Origin of the sequence: Neorhizobium huautlense, from assembly GCF_030811685.1 — a bacterium.
In the GTDB taxonomy this organism is placed as follows: domain Bacteria; phylum Pseudomonadota; class Alphaproteobacteria; order Rhizobiales; family Rhizobiaceae; genus Neorhizobium; species Neorhizobium huautlense_A.
On sequence record NZ_JAUSRF010000006.1, the window covers coordinates 308,467 to 325,580 of the forward strand.

23 protein-coding genes are annotated in these 17,114 nt (G+C 56.8%); 16 read left to right on the forward strand and 7 right to left on the reverse strand.

Going from position 1 to position 17,114, the window contains the following annotated elements:
- Positions 1-74: 74 nt before the first annotated feature.
- A complete protein-coding gene (locus J2T09_RS11690) occupies positions 75-395 on the reverse strand; it encodes a hypothetical protein (RefSeq protein WP_306834474.1) in 321 nt (106 codons plus the stop codon).
- Between the two features lie 49 nt (positions 396-444).
- On the opposite strand from J2T09_RS11690, the gene J2T09_RS11695 reads away from it, so the two are divergent.
- From J2T09_RS11695 to J2T09_RS11750, 12 genes are read left to right on the forward strand one after another with little or no spacing between them, the layout of a single operon-like run.
- On the forward strand, positions 445-2,655 hold the full coding sequence (locus J2T09_RS11695; RefSeq protein ID WP_306834476.1) for a tape measure protein: 2,211 nt from the start codon (positions 445-447) through the stop codon (positions 2,653-2,655).
- Positions 2,655-3,272: a hypothetical protein gene (locus J2T09_RS11700; RefSeq protein WP_306834478.1), complete on the forward strand. Its 618-nt coding sequence runs from the start codon at positions 2,655-2,657 to the stop codon at positions 3,270-3,272. Before J2T09_RS11695 ends, J2T09_RS11700 begins: the two co-directional genes overlap by 1 nt.
- Positions 3,272-3,910, forward strand: a complete 639-nt coding sequence (locus tag J2T09_RS11705) for a DUF2163 domain-containing protein (protein WP_306834480.1) — start codon at positions 3,272-3,274, stop codon at positions 3,908-3,910. The genes J2T09_RS11700 and J2T09_RS11705 overlap by 1 nt, the downstream gene beginning before the upstream one ends.
- 3 nt (positions 3,911-3,913) lie before the next feature.
- Positions 3,914-4,372 (forward strand): DUF6950 family protein, encoded by a 459-nt coding sequence (locus J2T09_RS11710; protein ID WP_306834482.1) that lies wholly within the window; start codon positions 3,914-3,916, stop codon positions 4,370-4,372.
- Entirely contained in the window at positions 4,373-6,925 is a 2,553-nt protein-coding gene (locus J2T09_RS11715; protein WP_306834484.1) for a phage tail tip fiber protein, read from the forward strand. It abuts the gene before it with no gap.
- 3 nt (positions 6,926-6,928) lie between these two features.
- The gene (locus tag J2T09_RS11720) at positions 6,929-7,285 is read left to right on the forward strand and encodes a hypothetical protein (protein WP_306834486.1); all 357 of its coding nucleotides are present in this window, start codon (positions 6,929-6,931) and stop codon (positions 7,283-7,285) included.
- Between the two features lie 2 nt (positions 7,286-7,287).
- Positions 7,288-7,716, forward strand: a complete 429-nt coding sequence (locus tag J2T09_RS11725; RefSeq protein ID WP_306834488.1) for a hypothetical protein — start codon at positions 7,288-7,290, stop codon at positions 7,714-7,716.
- Complete coding sequence (locus J2T09_RS11730; protein WP_306834490.1) at positions 7,717-8,067, forward strand: hypothetical protein; 351 nt, start codon at positions 7,717-7,719, stop codon at positions 8,065-8,067.
- Between the two features lie 14 nt (positions 8,068-8,081).
- The gene (locus J2T09_RS11735; RefSeq protein ID WP_306834493.1) at positions 8,082-9,374 is read left to right on the forward strand and encodes a hypothetical protein; all 1,293 of its coding nucleotides are present in this window, start codon (positions 8,082-8,084) and stop codon (positions 9,372-9,374) included.
- The gene (locus J2T09_RS11740) at positions 9,374-10,018 is read left to right on the forward strand and encodes a hypothetical protein (protein WP_306834495.1); all 645 of its coding nucleotides are present in this window, start codon (positions 9,374-9,376) and stop codon (positions 10,016-10,018) included. Before J2T09_RS11735 ends, J2T09_RS11740 begins: the two co-directional genes overlap by 1 nt.
- Before the next feature lie 9 nt (positions 10,019-10,027).
- Positions 10,028-10,663 (forward strand): DUF4376 domain-containing protein, encoded by a 636-nt coding sequence (locus J2T09_RS11745; protein WP_306834496.1) that lies wholly within the window; start codon positions 10,028-10,030, stop codon positions 10,661-10,663.
- Entirely contained in the window at positions 10,639-11,175 is a 537-nt protein-coding gene (locus J2T09_RS11750) for a phage tail protein (protein WP_306834498.1), read from the forward strand. Before J2T09_RS11745 ends, J2T09_RS11750 begins: the two co-directional genes overlap by 25 nt.
- On the opposite strand, the gene J2T09_RS11755 is transcribed toward J2T09_RS11750, so the two are convergent.
- Entirely contained in the window at positions 11,148-11,531 is a 384-nt protein-coding gene (locus J2T09_RS11755) for a hypothetical protein (RefSeq protein ID WP_306834500.1), read from the reverse strand. The genes J2T09_RS11750 and J2T09_RS11755 overlap by 28 nt on opposite strands.
- Positions 11,532-11,602: 71 nt before the next feature.
- On the opposite strand from J2T09_RS11755, the gene J2T09_RS11760 reads away from it, so the two are divergent.
- The 3 genes from J2T09_RS11760 to J2T09_RS11770 all read left to right on the forward strand — a co-directional run bounded on the left by J2T09_RS11760 (position 11,603) and on the right by J2T09_RS11770 (position 13,420).
- Positions 11,603-12,610 (forward strand): peptidoglycan-binding protein, encoded by a 1,008-nt coding sequence (locus J2T09_RS11760; protein ID WP_306834502.1) that lies wholly within the window; start codon positions 11,603-11,605, stop codon positions 12,608-12,610.
- A gap of 2 nt (positions 12,611-12,612) precedes the next feature.
- Positions 12,613-12,894 (forward strand): hypothetical protein, encoded by a 282-nt coding sequence (locus J2T09_RS11765; RefSeq protein ID WP_306834504.1) that lies wholly within the window; start codon positions 12,613-12,615, stop codon positions 12,892-12,894.
- A 202-nt stretch (positions 12,895-13,096) separates the two neighbouring features.
- Positions 13,097-13,420, forward strand: a complete 324-nt coding sequence (locus J2T09_RS11770; protein ID WP_306834506.1) for a DUF1515 family protein — start codon at positions 13,097-13,099, stop codon at positions 13,418-13,420.
- Positions 13,421-13,494: 74 nt separating this feature from the next.
- On the opposite strand, the gene J2T09_RS11775 is transcribed toward J2T09_RS11770, so the two are convergent.
- From J2T09_RS11775 to J2T09_RS11795, 5 genes are all read right to left on the reverse strand, one after another.
- Positions 13,495-13,764: a hypothetical protein gene (locus tag J2T09_RS11775; protein ID WP_306834509.1), complete on the reverse strand. Its 270-nt coding sequence runs from the start codon at positions 13,762-13,764 to the stop codon at positions 13,495-13,497.
- Positions 13,765-14,032: 268 nt separating this feature from the next.
- Positions 14,033-14,305, reverse strand: coding sequence for a hypothetical protein (locus J2T09_RS11780; protein WP_306834511.1), 273 nt, complete (start codon positions 14,303-14,305; stop codon positions 14,033-14,035).
- A 118-nt stretch (positions 14,306-14,423) separates the two neighbouring features.
- The gene (locus tag J2T09_RS11785) at positions 14,424-14,615 is read right to left on the reverse strand and encodes a hypothetical protein (RefSeq protein ID WP_306834513.1); all 192 of its coding nucleotides are present in this window, start codon (positions 14,613-14,615) and stop codon (positions 14,424-14,426) included.
- Positions 14,608-14,853: a hypothetical protein gene (locus tag J2T09_RS11790; protein ID WP_306834514.1), complete on the reverse strand. Its 246-nt coding sequence runs from the start codon at positions 14,851-14,853 to the stop codon at positions 14,608-14,610. The genes J2T09_RS11785 and J2T09_RS11790 overlap by 8 nt, the downstream gene beginning before the upstream one ends.
- On the reverse strand, positions 14,850-15,161 hold the full coding sequence (locus tag J2T09_RS11795; protein ID WP_306834516.1) for a hypothetical protein: 312 nt from the start codon (positions 15,159-15,161) through the stop codon (positions 14,850-14,852). Before J2T09_RS11795 ends, J2T09_RS11790 begins: the two co-directional genes overlap by 4 nt.
- Before the next feature lie 549 nt (positions 15,162-15,710).
- Here J2T09_RS11795 and J2T09_RS11800 point away from each other — a divergent pair.
- Complete coding sequence (locus tag J2T09_RS11800; protein ID WP_306834518.1) at positions 15,711-16,634, forward strand: GAF domain-containing protein; 924 nt, start codon at positions 15,711-15,713, stop codon at positions 16,632-16,634.
- The last annotated feature ends 480 nt before the right edge of the window (positions 16,635-17,114 follow it).

Here is a 17,114-nt window from a genome sequence, read left to right on the forward strand (position 1 = left end):
CCAGATGACGGAAAGCTTTCCAGCGCAGACGTTGATGATGTTTGGCAATGGATGCAGGAAAAGGACAAGGGATTTTAGCGAGACCCGTCTATGCCGCGGCAGTCGACAAATTTTATGTCGTCGTTCGTAACGAGGGAGGCATCCGTGTAGGCGTCACCGCGTGCCGGCAGATTCCTGATGTTTGCTTTACCGATACCGACAGCTCGCTTGTCTCGCCCGAGGAAAGCGCAGTCAATGTAGACGTCCCGGATTGTTTCGTTGGACGTGTTTTTTACGAGCATCGTCGCTCGAGCAATCCCGTTCTTTGATGTGAAGTTCTGAACTTCGATCTCGATCTCAGCCGCTACTGCCGGCGTGGCGGCCAATGCCGCCGCAAAAATCAACAACCTCGACAAATTCAACCTCCAAACATCAGGCGATGGTTGGTTATAGGGTGCAGAACTTATGGCCGCAACTGAACTTGAGCGCCTTGTGGTTCAGCTTTCGGCTGATATCAAGAAGTACGAAAATGCAATGAACCGTGCTCAGGGTGTGACTAACAAGCGCCTTGGTGCGATCCGCAAGCAGGCAGAGTCTAGTAGTGTCGCAATCGCCGCAGCGTTCGCGAAGACCGGTGCGCAGATAGCGGCAGCGTTTGTCGCGTCGCAGTTCGTTCGTGGTGCGGTGGAGTTGTCAGACGCTGCCACGCGGATCGACAACTCGCTCAAGGTCGCTGGCCTGTCCGGCGAAGAATTAGAAAGGGTTTACCAGCGCCTTAGCAAGGCGGCTGTAGAGAATGGGGCGCCCGTCGAGACGCTTGCCGCTCTCTACGGGAAAGCTGCCCAAAACCAGAAAGAGCTCGGCGTCAGTACGGAAGAACTGATTGGCTTTACCAACAATGTGGCGTTGGCGCTGCGCGTTGCTGGCACAGATGCTCAGTCGGCCAGTGGCGCTCTTCTGCAGCTTGGTCAGGCTCTAGGCGCGGGTAAGGTCCAAGCCGAAGAATTCAATTCAATTCTTGAGGGCGCGCCGACGATCGCGCAGGCGGTTGCGGCTGGATTGAAGGAAGCCGGAGGATCTGTATCTCGTCTGAAGGCTCTCGTTATCGACGGAAAGATTTCCTCGGAAGCATTCTTCCGCGCGTTTGAGGCCGGGGCGCCGACGCTTCAGGACAAGGTGAAAAACGCCGTTTTCACGGTTGAACAGGCCAATGTAAACCTGAAGACATCTCTTATTGATGTGGCTCGTGAGTTCAACAATAGCACGGGGGCGAGCCGAAACTTCGCAGATGGGATAAACTGGGCAGCGCGTGAAATAGCTGCGTTCGACGTCGCTGGTCTGATAAAAAAAGTTCGGGATGCTCGCACGGAGATTGATGATTTCTTCAACAGCATTCCGCAATGGCAGGGTCTAAATAAGGCTCTTGGCGTGACGGATGGCGAAGGGCAGTTCATCAACCCTGCTCTCGATGCGGCTCAGACAAAGATCAAGAACGTCGAAGGCGCGATCATGGATCTGGAGGATCGCATTGAAGCGAATCCTCAAATGGCGATCGACACCAGCCCAGCCATGGTGAAGCTCAAGGAGCTGAGGGCAGAACTTTCCAGGCTGCAGGCTCAGATAGGAACGATCCCGGCGACGATCGAAGGGTATCGCATTGGTGAGACCGGTTTCGAGGCGGTTCCGGGTGGATCGGAGGCCGGAACCAATGGTCAGATGGGCGGTTCTCGAATCCGTGGCGGAAAAAGGCGCCAGCCATCAGCTGCAGTGGTTACACCCGTATCGCTCTCTGACTTCAAGGCTCCTGTCGGCGGCAAGGAAGCGAAAGCGCGCAAGGAGCGTCTCGATGATTACGCGAGCGAGATAAAGCAAATCAAAGAGCGGACGGCTGCCGTCATCGCGGAGACCTCGGCGCAGGCTGGTGTAAACCCTTTGATCGAGGATTACGGTTTTGCTGTCGAGAAAGCACGAGCAAAGCAGGAGTTGCTAACCGCCGCGCAAGAGGCCGGAAAGAAGGTCACTCCTGAGCTTGCGAAAGAGATCGAGAGTCTGTCGACCGCTTATGCTCTTGCTGTCGTCGAAAGCGAGCGGCTTTCGGAAAAGCAGGATGAGATCCGCGAACGTGCAGAAAACGCTCTATCGACAGCGAAGGATGTCACGCGAGGGCTTATCGACGGATTAACAGATGGCGCCAAAGCCGGAGACCTTGTCGTATCCAGCCTGAAGAAAATAGGCGACTCACTGATCAACGATGTGCTCGACAGCATTTTCAAGATCAATAATGCTGGCGGCGGAGGCGGTGGATTTCTGTCGGGCCTGTTGGGCCTGTTCGGCGGTGGTGGTGGCTTCAAGGCCAACACCACGTTCGGCCAGTTCATCGGTGCTGTGCCGGGATTTGCCAAGGGTACCAACTTCGCTCCGGGCGGTCTCGCTGTCGTCGGCGAAAAAGGTCCGGAGCTGGTGAACCTGCCTCGCGGCGCTCAGGTTATTCCCAAAGTTCCTAAAGCCATGGGTGGCGGAGGCGTTTCCGTTTCAATGCCGATCAATATCGATGCAACGGGGGCCGACAGCGCTGGGCTTGCGCGGGTCGAGCGTCAGCTTGCTAAGCTGAGGGCAGAGCTTCCCGGTACGATCGTCGGCACGGTCAAGGATGCGCAGAGGCGTAGGGCGATCTAATGGTGGTGACATTTCCGCGCGAACTGCCGAATGTCGGTTACGTCACTGCCGATTTCACGCTCGACGATGGCGTGAGGGCTTCGCCGTCTGGAGCCCGGTTGATCAACTATACCCAGGTGGCCGATCCGACCTGGCGTGCCTCTCTCGTCACTCGATCGCTGGTCTATAGCCAGTTTGCAGAGTTTGAGGCGTGGTGGATGTCGCTGCGGGGAGGTTTGCGCAGCGTGCTATTCCGTCATCCGCATGTGTGTTTTCCCAAAAATCACGGAAGCAATCAGGCGCCTGCGAACGATCCGGGCAACCTCGTTTCGGTCTCCTCGGGCAATATCCTGTCGGTCAATGGTGTGGATGTGGGTCTGTCGCTCGTCATTGGCGATCGTGTCGGGCTGGAGAATTCTGGCCGGTACTATGTGGGGCGGATTTCTGAGGTTTCCGGATCTGGCGAGGCGCGCAGCATTGCAGTCGAGCCGCCGCCATTTGCAGCGGTTTCAGGCGTGGGCACCGTCGTGCGCTTCGCGAGGCCTGCTCTCTTGATGCGTCCGGTTCCCGGTAGCTGGTCGATGCAGCAATCGTCTGGTCGATACACTGCGTCTTTCCAACTGGTGGAGGGGCGCTGATGGCTCTTTCTTCCGAAGTCAAGGCCCTTTACGACGAGGGCCGCATCAGCACGCGCCAGATGTTGCGTTTTCAGTTTGCGTCAGGCGTTTACGGTTTTATCGCTCGTTCCGAGCCGCTGACCTATGCAGGCGTCGAATACAAGCCGTTTGGCCTGATCGAGGTGTCCGACATTGGCGGAGGCTCGGGCACCACGGCAGACGGCAGTTTTACTCTGACGCTTGCAGAAAGTCCGGATGATGGCCTGACGCCTGAAGTCCTTCTCCAGATCGAGAACGAAGACTATCGCGATCGGCCGGTCGTGGTCATGGATGCGCACTTTCATCCAGATACCGGAGCACTGATTCAAGTCGAAACCGTCGCTCGCGGTTACCTCGATGTGGTCAATCACGAGGCCGACCCAGAACGCGGGTATGTCCTGACCGCCATGTGCGAAGGGCGCCAGCTCGACTACAGTCGCCGCAATGGCCGCGTGCGTTCAATGGCAGACCAGCAGAGGCGATCCGCTGGCGACAAGTTCTTTCAGCATGCAGGGCAGGCCGGTCGCGTCGAGGTTTACTGGGGCCGTGTGAAAGCGGCGGTCGCATCGTCGAACAACTCGATAGGCACAGTCCTACAGGGCCTGATCAACAAAGGCTGATCCATGAGACATTCCGATTGGGAAAATCGCCTCAACGATGTTGTGGCGAAGCATCAGGCGTGCGCCGGTCAATGGGGCGTTTCGGACTGCTGGATCATGACCATGGATGCGATCGAGGCCGTTACCGGCGAACGCATTTTGCCGGAGCTGCAGAAGTACAAGAGCGAGGCGGACGGCTACAAGGTCTTTCGCAAGCACGGGTTCGAACGGACGGTCGAGGAAGCCCTCGTGAAGGCGCTGGGTGAACCGATCGCGCCCATGACCGCCATGCGCGGCGATGTCGGCGTTATCGACCGTGACGGCGCGATTTCGTGCGGCGTCTTCACCTCTGCCGGCTTCGCTGTCCGCACCATCTATGGCCGCGTCGATCGCATCGCCGGCAAGCGTATCGAGGTCATGACCGGATACGACCTTCAATTCCTGCCCGTTTCCGCCGTCGCGCGCGCTTATCAGGTTCGATAGATGCCCATCATTTCTGCGGTTGTTGGTGCGATCGGAGCCATTGGCTCCGCGATCGGCGCCCTCGGTATTGTCGGCAGGGCCATTATCGGCATTGGCCTCAATTTCGTTGCAGCCAAGATCCAGCAAAAGCTGGCCAAGAAAAACCAGAAGACCGTTACCGGCACGCAGTTCGAACGGACCTACGGTGAAAATCAGGCGCGTCAGGTGGCTTGCGGTCTCGTCGGCATCGCCGGCCACGACTGCTACGTGAATACCTACGACAAGTCCAACAAGCGGCTGGAACAGGTATTCGTGTTTTCCGACTACCCGTGCGACGGGTTGAGCCGGATCTGGGCCGGCGGCTCTCTGCTGACACTGAACCAGACGGCGACCGACGCGCACTCGACGACCTATGCGGTGGCGAACGGTGATTACGCCGGCCGGATGACGTTTGTCTTTTATCGCGGCACGCAGACGACGGCCAACGCCGGCCTGATTACCAATTCCAACCCGACCGGTCGCTGGACGGCGGATCATCGCGGCGATGGTCTCTGCTACCTGATCGCCCGCATGACCTATGACCAGGAGAAGCTGGCAAACTTCCCTGATTTCTTCTTCGAGATCCGTGGCGCGCGGCTTTATGACTTCCGTAAGGATTCTACTGTCGGCGGCTCAGGTTCCCATCGTTGGGGAGACTACTCGACACACGAGTTCAGTCAAAACCCCATTGTGATGGATTACAATTATTGCCGCGGCTTTGCGTGGGGTCAGAATTCGCTCGGGCAGCCGGATTTTTTTCTCGGAATGGAAATGGCGGCGAGTGATCTGCCGATCGACAAGTATGCCGTCGCTGCCAATATCTGCGACGAAATTGCCGGCGGCGAGACGCGTTACAAGTGCTCGATCATGCTGGATGCTGATGCGGAACACGGCGACAACATCGACGCCCTGATGACGTCTTGCGCCGGCATGGTGATCGATAGCGTGGAGGGGTCGTGGCCGTTGATCGGGACGGCTCAGCCGGTAGTCGCAACGTTTGCCGATGCGGACCTGATCATCAGCGAGCCGGTGCGTTTTAAGAAAAAGCGCTCGATGTCCGAGCTGGTGAACTCGGTGGGTGGGACATATCCAGAGCCGGCCAACATGTGGTCGCCGGTCGGATACGACACGCAGACCAACGTCAGCCAGGTGGCGCTGGATCGCCGCACCCTCGACATGCAGGTGAACTTCGAGACGGTGACCTCCAAGCGTCAGGCCAACCAGCTCGCGTCGATCTATTACAACGAGAACCGTTTCGAGGCGACGGCGGATGTCGTGCTGCGCCCGTATTTTCAGGACATCAAGGTCGGAGACTGGGTGCGTTGGAATTCGGCGCGCTACGGTGACCGGGTCTATATCGTGCAGGCACGATCCATTCGGGCGCTGACGAGCGACGGCCCTCGCAATGTCTCGCTCTCCCTCCAGGAGCGTGATGCTTCGATCTATACGACGGTTGGCGTTACACCGCCGGTCGTGGCAATCCCCGGAGCGGAGCCGGTCTATTTGAATGAGCTACAGGACTGGGCGGTCATCCCGGTTCTGGCTGCTGGTCCTGATGGCCGGACCTATCCGGCCTTCCGCGTGTCGTGGTCGCCGGTCGATGATGTGACCGTTGAGGGCGTGCAGTTTCGCTGGTGGCCTAAAAACGAGCCGAACAACAAGTTCAGTCGTTCCATCACCTCTCGCGAAACGTTGGTGCTGCTGCAAGAGGGCGTGGTCAATCTCGAAACCTATGTCTTCGAGCACATCTTGATTGCGCCCTCTCGCGTCACGAGCTGGTCATCACAGATCGAGGCGACGGCGCTGGAAGGTGGCAATGATGATCTTGAGGTGGGCCTCGACAATCTCAACAAGGACGTGCTTGACCGGTTCGCCGAACTGCAGACCAGCAATGCCGATGCCATTCGGAAGCTGCGAGAGGCGATCACATCATTTAGCCTGAATGGGGCGGTCGGCGAGGTACAGCGCCAGAAGATGAAGGCGCAGATGGGCGATGCGCTCGCGCAGATCGTCGAAGAGCGGCGGGTTCGCGCGTCGGATGACGATGCGCTGGCCGAAATCATCACTCTGCTGGAAGCGGATTTCGATGAGAACTCTGCGGCAGTAGGGCAGCAGCTAACGGCGCTGACGAACTCGAACAGTGCGCTCTCTCAGACGGTGACTTCGCTCAATGCGTCGGTGTTGGGGATATCCGCACAAGGCCGGGTCGCCTTCACGGTTGCTGCCAATCAGAGTGGTGTTGATGCTCGATATTCGGTCTCGATCCGAGGATCGCTCAACGAGGCGTTCAAGGAAACGGGCTTCTTTCTCGAACTCTACACCATGTCTGGCGTCCAGCGCAGCCGGTTCGCTATCCTCGCGGATCAGTTCGTCGTAACAGATGGCGGGCAGTACACACTGCCATTGGTGTTCGAAAACGGGGTGCTGAAACTCAATGTTGCCGACATCGGGACTATCCGCGCCGCGCTGATGGTAAGTCCAAGCGAAAAAACAATATTCAACCTGGCCGGCGATTTCCTGTCATTCTCGGATTGACCAATGTCAGTAAGATTTCTTGCGAACGCAGGCCGCATCATCATGAGTAAGGCTGGCTTCGATGCCAGTCCGAATATGCCGGACGAGCAGAAGATATTCGACAGCAACTGGATGGCGAGTGGTCTGGTTATCGCTTCCGGCTCGCTCACTGTTCCAGGCGCAGGGGGCAACGCGCCCTATGGAGAGCATCCGGTGCCGTTTCCTTACAGCCTTCATTATGCACCTTCCGCATTGGTAATCACCACAGGTGAGTTCCCTGGCGGGGCGGTAGATGGCCGAACAGATAATAATTATCTATACATAAACAGGCAGAGAAACAGCTTTTCTGTCGTTTATATAGTTTTTGCCGTGGGTATGTGATCATGGAGAGAACGCTGATCGGCGATTTATTTGGCGCAAAAGGATTTTTTGTTAGCCAGCCTGGTGACGATGTAAGTAATCCACAAAAAGCGCTAATCCTTGATAGCCGTTTTTCATCTCTGGAAATTCATGCTTCTGGTGTATTTAATCTAAGTATTACGCAAGACGTGAATAATACATACTTCATTTCTGGGCAAAGAAGTTGGGCTGCGCTGGGGTATAACCCACTTTATTATATAACGTTTCTGGACCAGGGGTCGTCTGTTGTGTCGTATCCTCCTCAGATAACTTATATAAATGGTTCGGGTATAGGCAACTTGAGTTTATCCGTTGGTTCAGCCGGCCTTAGCATAAATTTCTACATCGAAGGGGGGCAGGCCGGTAATCGTCGACCTCGCATGGGATACGTCATTTTCAAGAGGCCGAGATAGATGGTTGAAAGGGTCTTTATCGGGAATGACAACGGCGTTTTCAAAATGCGCATATCTCGACCAGGCATTAATGCGCGGACTGCGACACTGCAGGAGTGCACGATCCATGAAGAGATGTCGCGCCCGCTCACTTATGTTGCTACCGGCTTAGTCAATGTGCCGCCGGGAACCTCGGTGAGCGTCTCCTTGGGAAGGACTTTCGCCGCGCCCCCCGTGTTTATCATCAAACATGAAAGCCACCGGCTGCTCGCCGTCCAAGCAAATCTCAATATGGCGAGTGGCAACCTGCAGCTCGTTGCGCGGGCCGACGCGGTCGGCAGCCTCGTCAGATACGTCATATTGGCTCCCTAAAAGGCAATCCACACATGGCAAATTACACGACAGGGACCATCACCCTGACGAACGGCTCTGCCGTGGTCATTGGTACCGGCACGGCTTGGCAGACGGCGCTGATCGTGGCCGGCGTCGTCTATCCGGACGCCGCTGGCAACCCGCTTCCGATCGCGAGCGTCAACAGCAATGTGAACATCACGGCTGCCACGAAATGGCGGGGCGCGACTGGCACCTATGCCTATGCCATCGCCCGCGAGGATGATGAAAACCAGATCATCCGCAATGCTGAGGCGCTCTCCGAACTGATCGAGGAGATGCGAAACGGCACGCTGTTCAAGTATGACGTGAGCGGACCTTTGTCTGGCCGGAATTCTTACGGCGCGCAGCCGCAGGGGTTTTCCTATCTTGTCAATGACGGCGCTACGCTCGCGCTCTACGTGAAGCGCAGCGCAACGCTGAATGACTGGGCGGGGCCATTCTCGTATGGGGTGGGTCCACAGGGCATACAAGGTCCGACTGGGCCCTATACCGAGATCATAATCGGGACTGTCACCACGCGACCAGCTGGCTCCGGCGCGACGGTGACGCAGACTGTTGTCGATGCTGATACGGTCGCTCTCAACTTCGGCATCCCTGCCGGTCAGAACGGCACGGGTACAGGATCGGTCACGAGTGTCGGGCTTTCGGCGCCGACAGGTCTTACCGTTGGAGGATCTCCGGTCACAACGTCCGGCACGCTCGCATTAACGTGGTCTGCTGGTTATCAGGGCTACACAACGACTGAGGCAAACAAGCTTGCCGGCATCAAGGCTGGCTCCGACGTAACCGGACCTGCCAGTGCAGCGAATTTACATCTGGCTGTATTCTCAGGCACCACCGGCAAGGTTATCACGAGCATTGGTTTTGCGCCTGGCAATGCGGCGGCGCGCAATGTGGGAACCGTTGCTGGAACTGTGGCGGCTGGCGACGACGGCCGGATGAACGACAACGTGAAAACGAATGTCGAAAGCCAGACCATCACCGGAGGGGCCGGGGTAACGGCGCTCAATCTTGGGGTAATCAGCGCAGGAACCGTAACCATTGACCCGTCCAGACGGCCGATGCAGTCCTACAATAACGGTGGCGCTCACACATTCGCACCCGCAGCCGTGACGGGTTATTGCGTCGTTCAAATCTACAATTCTGCGACAGCGGGAGCCATAACCTTTACCGGTTTCGCAAAAGTTTCGGGAGATGCCTACGTTACCGACAACACGGCGCTGTTTCTTGCCTATGTGACGAACGTCACCGGCGTTCCATCCGTAGCCTTGCAGAGGATTGCCTGATGGTGATGCAGTTCTTTCCTCCTCCATACGCTTTGGGTAAGGCTCCTGTTAGTGTGTCCTTCGTGTCTACGGCTGTCGGTGCTGCATCTGGAGGGCAGAGAACTTTTGCGGCGCAGGATATAGGTCCCGCTTCTCTGGATCGCTGGGTTGTGGTCGGCGTAACCACAGAATCGAACGCCAACATTTCAGGGGTTTCAATTGGCGGCATGGCGGCGGAACTGGTCGTCAGTGCCGGTCGAGCAACCGGGTCAAGTCCGAATATTTCCTCGGCCATATATCGTCTTAAGGTAACGTCAGGGGCTTCTGCTGATATTGTCGTGACTATGTCGAGCACGGCGTCAACTAACGTTGGCATAACCGTTTACTCTGTGACTGGCGGCCTGGGACTAATTCATCAGACGGGTGGATCAATCGGTACGGCGGCAATTCCTCTAACTGCCCCTGAAAAGAGCGGAACTATTGCTGTTGCGCAGAACAACGGCACGGCGGCAATTAATTGGACGGGGGCAACTTCAGCAAGCTTTTTCGCCGTGGGCGGTGATCGGCATTCATCTGCATTTCGCAATGACACTTCTGCTGCCTCCTTTTCAGTCAGCAACACGGGCGGGACGAATATGAGCCATAGCGCCGCCGTTTTCTATTAAGGAAATAAAATGCTCGCACTCATCAAGGACAACCCCGTTCTCAATCGCACGGAAATTATAGGTCAATTCGCCGAAGGTGGATGGGTTGACCTGCCGGACGGCTCCCGTGTTTCTCCGGCGGTCGATGGGTGGTCGTTGCGGGGCTATCAGCTCAAGGTGATCACTCCGGCCGATCCTATTCCGGCAGGGCAGATGGTGGTCTCGTCCAGCCTGCAGATGGTCGATGGCTCACCGAAGATAGTCAACGCGCTGGCGTCTGTGGTTTTGACGACCGATGTGGTGGATGCCGAGCGGGATCGCCGCATGGATGCCGGTTTCGCCTTTAACGGCAAGGTCTACCAGGCGCGCGAACGCGATATCCTCAACATCGCGGGCAAGGCGGCGCGCGCGACGAAAGCGCAGATCGATGGCGCAAGAGAGGGTGATCTTCAGTGGGCTACACCCGGTCAGAACTTTGCATGGATCGCTGCCGACAACTCGCTGACCCCTATGGATGCCTGGATGATGGTGGAGTTCGGCCAGGCGGCAGATGACTTCGTGACCTTCATGTTCATGCGCGGGCGAGAGATCAAGGACCGCATCATTGCTGGTGAGGCTTTCGATTTCAAGGAGGATTCGTTATGGCAACCAACCCCAACCGCCTAGCTCGCCTTCCTCGTATTGGCGATGGCAAGATCAGCTTCATTCCCGGCGATCAGGATCACAACGGGTGGCTGCTGCTCTCCGAAACCACTCGCATGATCGGCAAGGTGCAATACGCCAAGCTTTTCGCGGTTCTGGGCACGAAGTATGGCGGTAGCGCTGCCAGCACGACATTCGGGCTTCCGCCTGGAGGCGATCGCTTCCTTCTGATGGCAGGGCAAAAATATCCGCTGGCTGCCACCGGCGGGGCCGAGAAGGTGGCTTTGACCGCTCCGCAAATGCCGAAACACAGCCATGATGAAGTGAAAGCGAGCGTGGCGCAGACGCCGGTGCAAAAGGCTCTGCTGGCGACCACGCTGCTCGGTATTTCCACCGGCGACATTACCAAGCCGCCGACTGCATCTGTCTCGACCGGCGCCACCGGCGAGGCCGGAGGCGGCGAGGCGCATGATAATATGCCGCCTTACATGGCGGTGAGCGTGTTCATCTATGCCGGAATGCCGGCGCAGACATAGCGGACCTCATACTGAGGCTCCAATACGAGCGAGATGTTTTTCGCCTCGCATTTCTTGCCGGTTGTTGCGAGCCACTCCAGCGCGGCATCCTGATATACGACCGATGGCGTTCTCGTATCGGCAATGCCGAGGGTTGCGCCGGCGCCAATGCCCTGAAGTGCAGATTCACCCAAGCCGAGGGCGATCATAAGTCTGTTCTCGGCCCGCTTGTCGTAGATCCGGTATGACTTCCCAGTTGTTGGGCTTGTCCAGATCACTGGCTTGATCCCGCTATAATGCTGGATCGCGTAATTGACGCCGGCGCAGCCTGACAGAGCCAGCGCGACCACGCTGGCAGTAATTGCAATCTTCTTCATCCCCGCCTCCATTTGAGATGCGGAGGATATCCGACCAACGGTCGAAATCAATCCAACCCCGGAGAAACACCATGAATGTGCCCATAACGGCGCAGCAAATCCGCATGGCTGCGAAAATCAAACCCAATGACGCCAACATGCAATCCGTGCTGGTGGCGCTCGATCGGTTTGGTGTTGATGCCGGTCTCGACCGTCTGCATCGGCTTGTGCACTACCTTGCGCAGCTCATGCACGAGAGCGGAGCGTTTCGTTACGATCAGGAAATCTGGGGGCCGACTGCCGCACAGCAGCGCTATGATACGCGCACGGATCTCGGCAATACGCCTGAGCGCGATGGCGACGGATACAAGTATCGTGGCCGCGCCGGCATCCAGATTACCGGAAAGAGCAATTACCGGCAGTTTCGCGACTGGTGCCGGGAACAGGGGTATAACCCTCCGGATTTCGTCGCCAATCCGGATGCGGTCAATTCCGATCCGTGGGAGGGACTGGCACCGATCTGGTACTGGTCCACACGCAAGCTCAACACCTGGGCAGACCAGAACGACATCGAGACCATCACCAAAAAGATCAACGGCGGTAAGAACGGGCTGGCGGACCGCATCGATTATTATGGTCGCATCGGCCTCGTTGTCTGCGGGTATGGCGTCACCGAAAGTGAGGTCAAGCGTTTCCAGCTTGAGCGCGGCCTTGCCGATGTGGATGGCGATGTGGGGCCAAAAACGCGCGCTGCGCTGCATGCGCGCCTCGTGGAGTTGAGCGGGGCAGCTTCCGAGACGGTGCGGGCCGCGCCGGTCGTGGTCGAAACTGTCGTCGAGAAGCCGGTTGCTGTCGAGGTTGAAAAACCTGTCGTGCCGGCCGCTGTCGAGAAAGAGGTGCGCCAGAAAACAAACTGGCTTTCCGGCCTGCTCGGCACGCTGTTCGGTGGCGGCGGCGCTGCGGCATGGCTTGCCGGCATGAACTGGCAAAGCCTGCTGCTGGTGGCCGGTATCGCCGTCGTGGTTCTCGCCGTCGTGCTCGTTGGAGGGGAATGGATCGTCCGGCGGATCAAATCTATCCGTCGCGAAATTGAGGCCTGACCATGATCGGCCTTCTGGACGGATTGAAACTCGGCGCCGGGGCTGTGGCCGGCTTTGTCGCCTGCCTCTCGATCAATGCGCTGGTGTGGCAGCCGGCGGCGGAGCGAGAGGCGAGGGCGGCGGAGCGCGCCAGCCTGCAGGCCGCAACCACAATCGCAATAGGAGAGTTATCCAATGAAGCTGACAAGGCTCGTGTGCGTCGTCGCCTGTGCATTGAGCGCGGCGGCCTGTACCTCAACGCAACAGGTGAGTGCCTCGAAAAGCCAACTGCAAACGACGGCTAGGGCGATCATCGGCACCTCGCTGATCGGCGCGCGGGGCGCCACGCCAAAAGATCAGGCGCGGATCGATGACACCGTGGCAGGTGTCTGCGGATCTCGCACCTGGACGCCAGATGAGTGCGCCGCCCATGACCGGGCGGTGCACTAACGGTCTCAACCACGGCAGGGGCAAAGGGCGGCGGCGGTGCAAACGGAAGATGCGATCATGCAGCGAGAGATAGGCATGCTGTCCGGCAAGCTGGACATGCTCATTGAGAGCGTTCGGCGCTCGGAAGAAAAGTCGGATGTCAGTCGGGCGTCGATCCATCGGCGCATGGACGAGATGACCGACCGCATGGGCAAGGTCGAGGCGACCGTGTCGGATGTGCAGGATGACGTAAAGGACATGCGGCCGGTGGTGGATGAGGTGCAGGTGTGGCGGCAGCGCGGCATCGGTGCGCTGGCGATCGTCGGCGTCGGGGCCTCGGCGCTGACATTTGTCGTCACCAAATTCGGCTCTGATCTATGGGCCTGGTTGCTGGCGCGATAAGCGGCGGCGCGTGAGGCGGCAAGCTAAAGCCCCGGCTGGTGACGGCCGAGGCTTTTTTTGTTATCGAAATTCGATCAATCGAATGATCTTATCGCATGCGTCAGCAAGAGCGGATACGGAAATCCCCTGCCTTGTTCAATGCCTTCGTAAGTCCGCTTCGGGATGCCTAGCACCTGAGCAGCGCGCGATGCGGGGATGTCGGCCTTTTCTCGCCAAGCCTTGCATAGTTCCGCCAGTTCGGCAGCTTGCTGCGCCTTGTATTCAGGTGATTGCAGCAGATCCTTCGTCTCTCGCGCGGCCAGATCCATCCGGCTGTTGATTTCCTTTTCTTTGGGACCAGTCATAATTCTCGTCTATCCTCGATTGCATAAGGTTGAGCGCGGCTGTGGCCTTGCGCTGGTCAAGGTTTTTGAGAGCGCGGCCGCGCCATTGGCAAAGGATGCCAGTGCTTTTGACCCGCACCATCAGGCCCATGGATACGACCGGGAAATAATCATAGATCGATGCCACGGCTTCCAGGTTGGGTGGAAGACCCATCATGTGCGAGCGTGCTATGGGCGAGATGGTGAGTGGGGCGCAATTGATGCGCCCCCGGTTGAAAGAGGCCGCCATTCAAGCCTCCTTCGCGTATCGGTTTGCTGCGCGCTGCGCATCTTCGTGCGATGTAAAGCGTGCGAGGACTTCACCCTTGCCTTCAAATGCGATGCCGTAGCCATTTTCTACGGTTTCGAGGACTTTGACATCCTTCTCGGGGTCAACGCCATAGGCGCGACGAAGGTCTGCGATTTCTGCCTTGATATCGCATGTGTCAAGATACCACGCGCAGGGGTTCTGAGGGACTGCGACTGCGTGGAATTTGCCGGATACGACTACGATCTTTTTCATTGCCTTGATCCTTGCCCCTCATTCGGGAGGCGCCGTCATCAACTCGTTTGTTGATGACTTATATATACGCTGTCAGCGTATATCGGTCAAGACAAAATACGCTGTCAGCGTATTGTGTTTATCTTGCTTTGCGTGACCCAAACGGTTTGAGGCCCTTGTAATCTGACGGCTGATGCTCGATGCAGGTCCAGCGGATCACGCCGCCGCCCTGGTCAAAGCCGAAACTGCCCCAAGCGGCACAGCCGGGGTGCTCGCAATAATGCACGTAAGGGCCTGCGTCGGTTTTCTTCTGTTGGCCTTCGTCACTCATCTCCGCCCGCTCCGATCAGGATGTTCGCAGCCAGCAGGCAAGGGAAGGAAGCTTCGCACTTGTCCGTTCCTCGGCGGTCGCACCCGATAGCCATGATCCGACGCAGTTCGACGAACTTCGTTTTCGCGCCGAACTTTTTGACGAGCGCCTTTCGATCATAAACGCCGTGGCGATCACAGCGATGGCACGACATGTCGATCTTTTCGCCTCGGAAATCTTTCAGCGCGGGTAGGCTCATTGGCTTGCCGGCCTCTGTGAACAAGGCTGGAGAACCCAGCCGGAGCGTGGCGGCGATTTTCCTTCAGCCTCAAATCTCTTGGCTATGGTGATTTCCGCCTTGTGCTTGGCTGACCGATAGTTCGGCGCCTGGACGGTGACGCGACGCTTGCCGACAGAGAACATGAATGTCTTGTTCTCTGGCTTTGCACCGATGGCGAACCCTGCACAAAACACCTTCCTGCATGCGGCCTCGTCCAGCGCCTCACGCTCTCCAGAAGGGAGGCATGCCCACCAATTATCGAAAGCTGCTTCGTTTCTTTTCGTCATGGAGAACTCGATCGTTAGATTTCGTTCTCATTATGTTCTTGTTGGTTTAGGAGTCAATCATTCTCGTAGGCGGCACGTGCTGCGTCTGAACATCCAACCATCTGCCGATATCTTCCATGATAACGCGGCGCCCATTTTCAGAGCGGAGCATCGCCATCGCACTGCCCTCGACGAAAGCTTTGTGGTCATCTGACGGCCATATGCCGAGCGTCTGTTCTATGGCGACGGCTGCGCGCGTGGTCAGACCGGCAGGCACCACTCTTCCGGCCCTTGCTTCCACCATCCAGGCGTTGCCGCGTGCGATGTTGCTGGCATGCTGGACAGATATGCCGAAGCGATCCTTTTCGATCTGTCCGATGCAAAAGGTGCGGTCGGTTGCGCGAAAACGCGAGCGTTTTCAACAGGGCTTTGAATGCAGGTGCGGGGAAGGCATGTCTTTGAAATTGGCCGAACATGCTACGTCGGCACGGGGCACCATCTTATATCATAATTTTTAAGATGGAATTTATGCGGCGGCTGTCCGATCGCCCGTTGTAGCCGGAGAGGGAAATGTTCAAGCTGGACAGCAATCATCCTGCGAGAAAAGAGGCGTCACGGTTGAAAGAGCGAGGACGCGCCACTGACGTAGCGCTTGTTGTCGTGATGCCGGCCCTATGGGCCGGGCTCGGGGTCTTTAGTACGATTCTTTGGAGCGACTACTATTGGCTTGTCTTACTCTGCTGGCTTTTAGCCATAGTTTTGCATGGGTTGTTTTGGTTTCGTTCTTACCCTTCAGACAGCTCAGTATTTTCGCTCACGGTAGAAAATTTTGATCTCAGGGCCGACCATGCTGAGTTGAAGGCGCTTTTGGAAAACGCAAAAAAGTGGGTTTTTCATAGCATCGCGGCACTGACGCTCCGTCAGATGACTGTCGCAGCTTGCCGAGGCAAAGTTACTGTCTCCAGTGATTTGATTGAATTTGTTGGAGATGCGCTGTCTCCGCTTTATCTAAATGGCGGAGAAGTTCTTGGATTTGAAGCGTCGGAAAGATGGAGTATCGGTGTTTACCTTTATTTTCCGGACAAAGACCAGCTTCAGCAAATTTGGCGGGAAAAAAGCCGCAACCACCCATCCGGAGAAGTGGGTAGGTCATGGGGACGCGGACAAGGGCACGTCGGTAAAGCGTTTGTCGATGGCAAGCCGATAATCACAGGCGATGCTGCGCACCCAGACGTAATCCAGCTGTGTGGGGCACCTGCGATGTTGCATCAAAATTATGATGTGGAAATTTATCGTTCCTTTGCGTCTATACCGATTGGCCCGTTCGATGAGGAAGGTGCTCTGCCCTACGGAGTTCTTGTTGCAACAAGTGATCGCCAGGATCGTTTTGACGCAGATAGTGGCTTGCTACTGATGCACTTTGCTGATTCAATTGGTGTGGTCATTGCGTTGGGCGAATTCAGTGCTGTTGAAGCATCGGATGTTGAACGTTGAGAAGGGGCTGGAGATGGCAAAAAAAACAACGCCACAAACGATAATTAGGCCCGCATTGCTTTCTGTCGAAATAGCTAGTCGCAATCTCGCAGTCCGTATTGCGAAGAACCAGCAGTCTTCGATAAAAGAGCGACAGGAGTTTTCATCAACTCTTGTGAACGACGTTAGGACGATGGCAAATGCCTCATTCCGTAAGGCTCGTGTCGGAAGCTGAACGCTTGAGGTGGCGAGCCTGTACTGAGTCGCTTTTGTATAAAGTGGTCCGGCACGAAATATAGATTCGTTCAAAATTTGAATTTTCTCGAATAGAACAAGAATTTTTACGCTATTATCAACGGCCTCTTAACGAGGAAGTGCAGCCGTTGATGCTTGTTTCACGTTTTAGAGCGTTTTCTCGTTTCTCTGAATCGGCTGGGATTCCCAAATCAGTTCTGTTCTGATTCACTGATGCTGGCTGGATGGAGGCCAGCATCATATGAC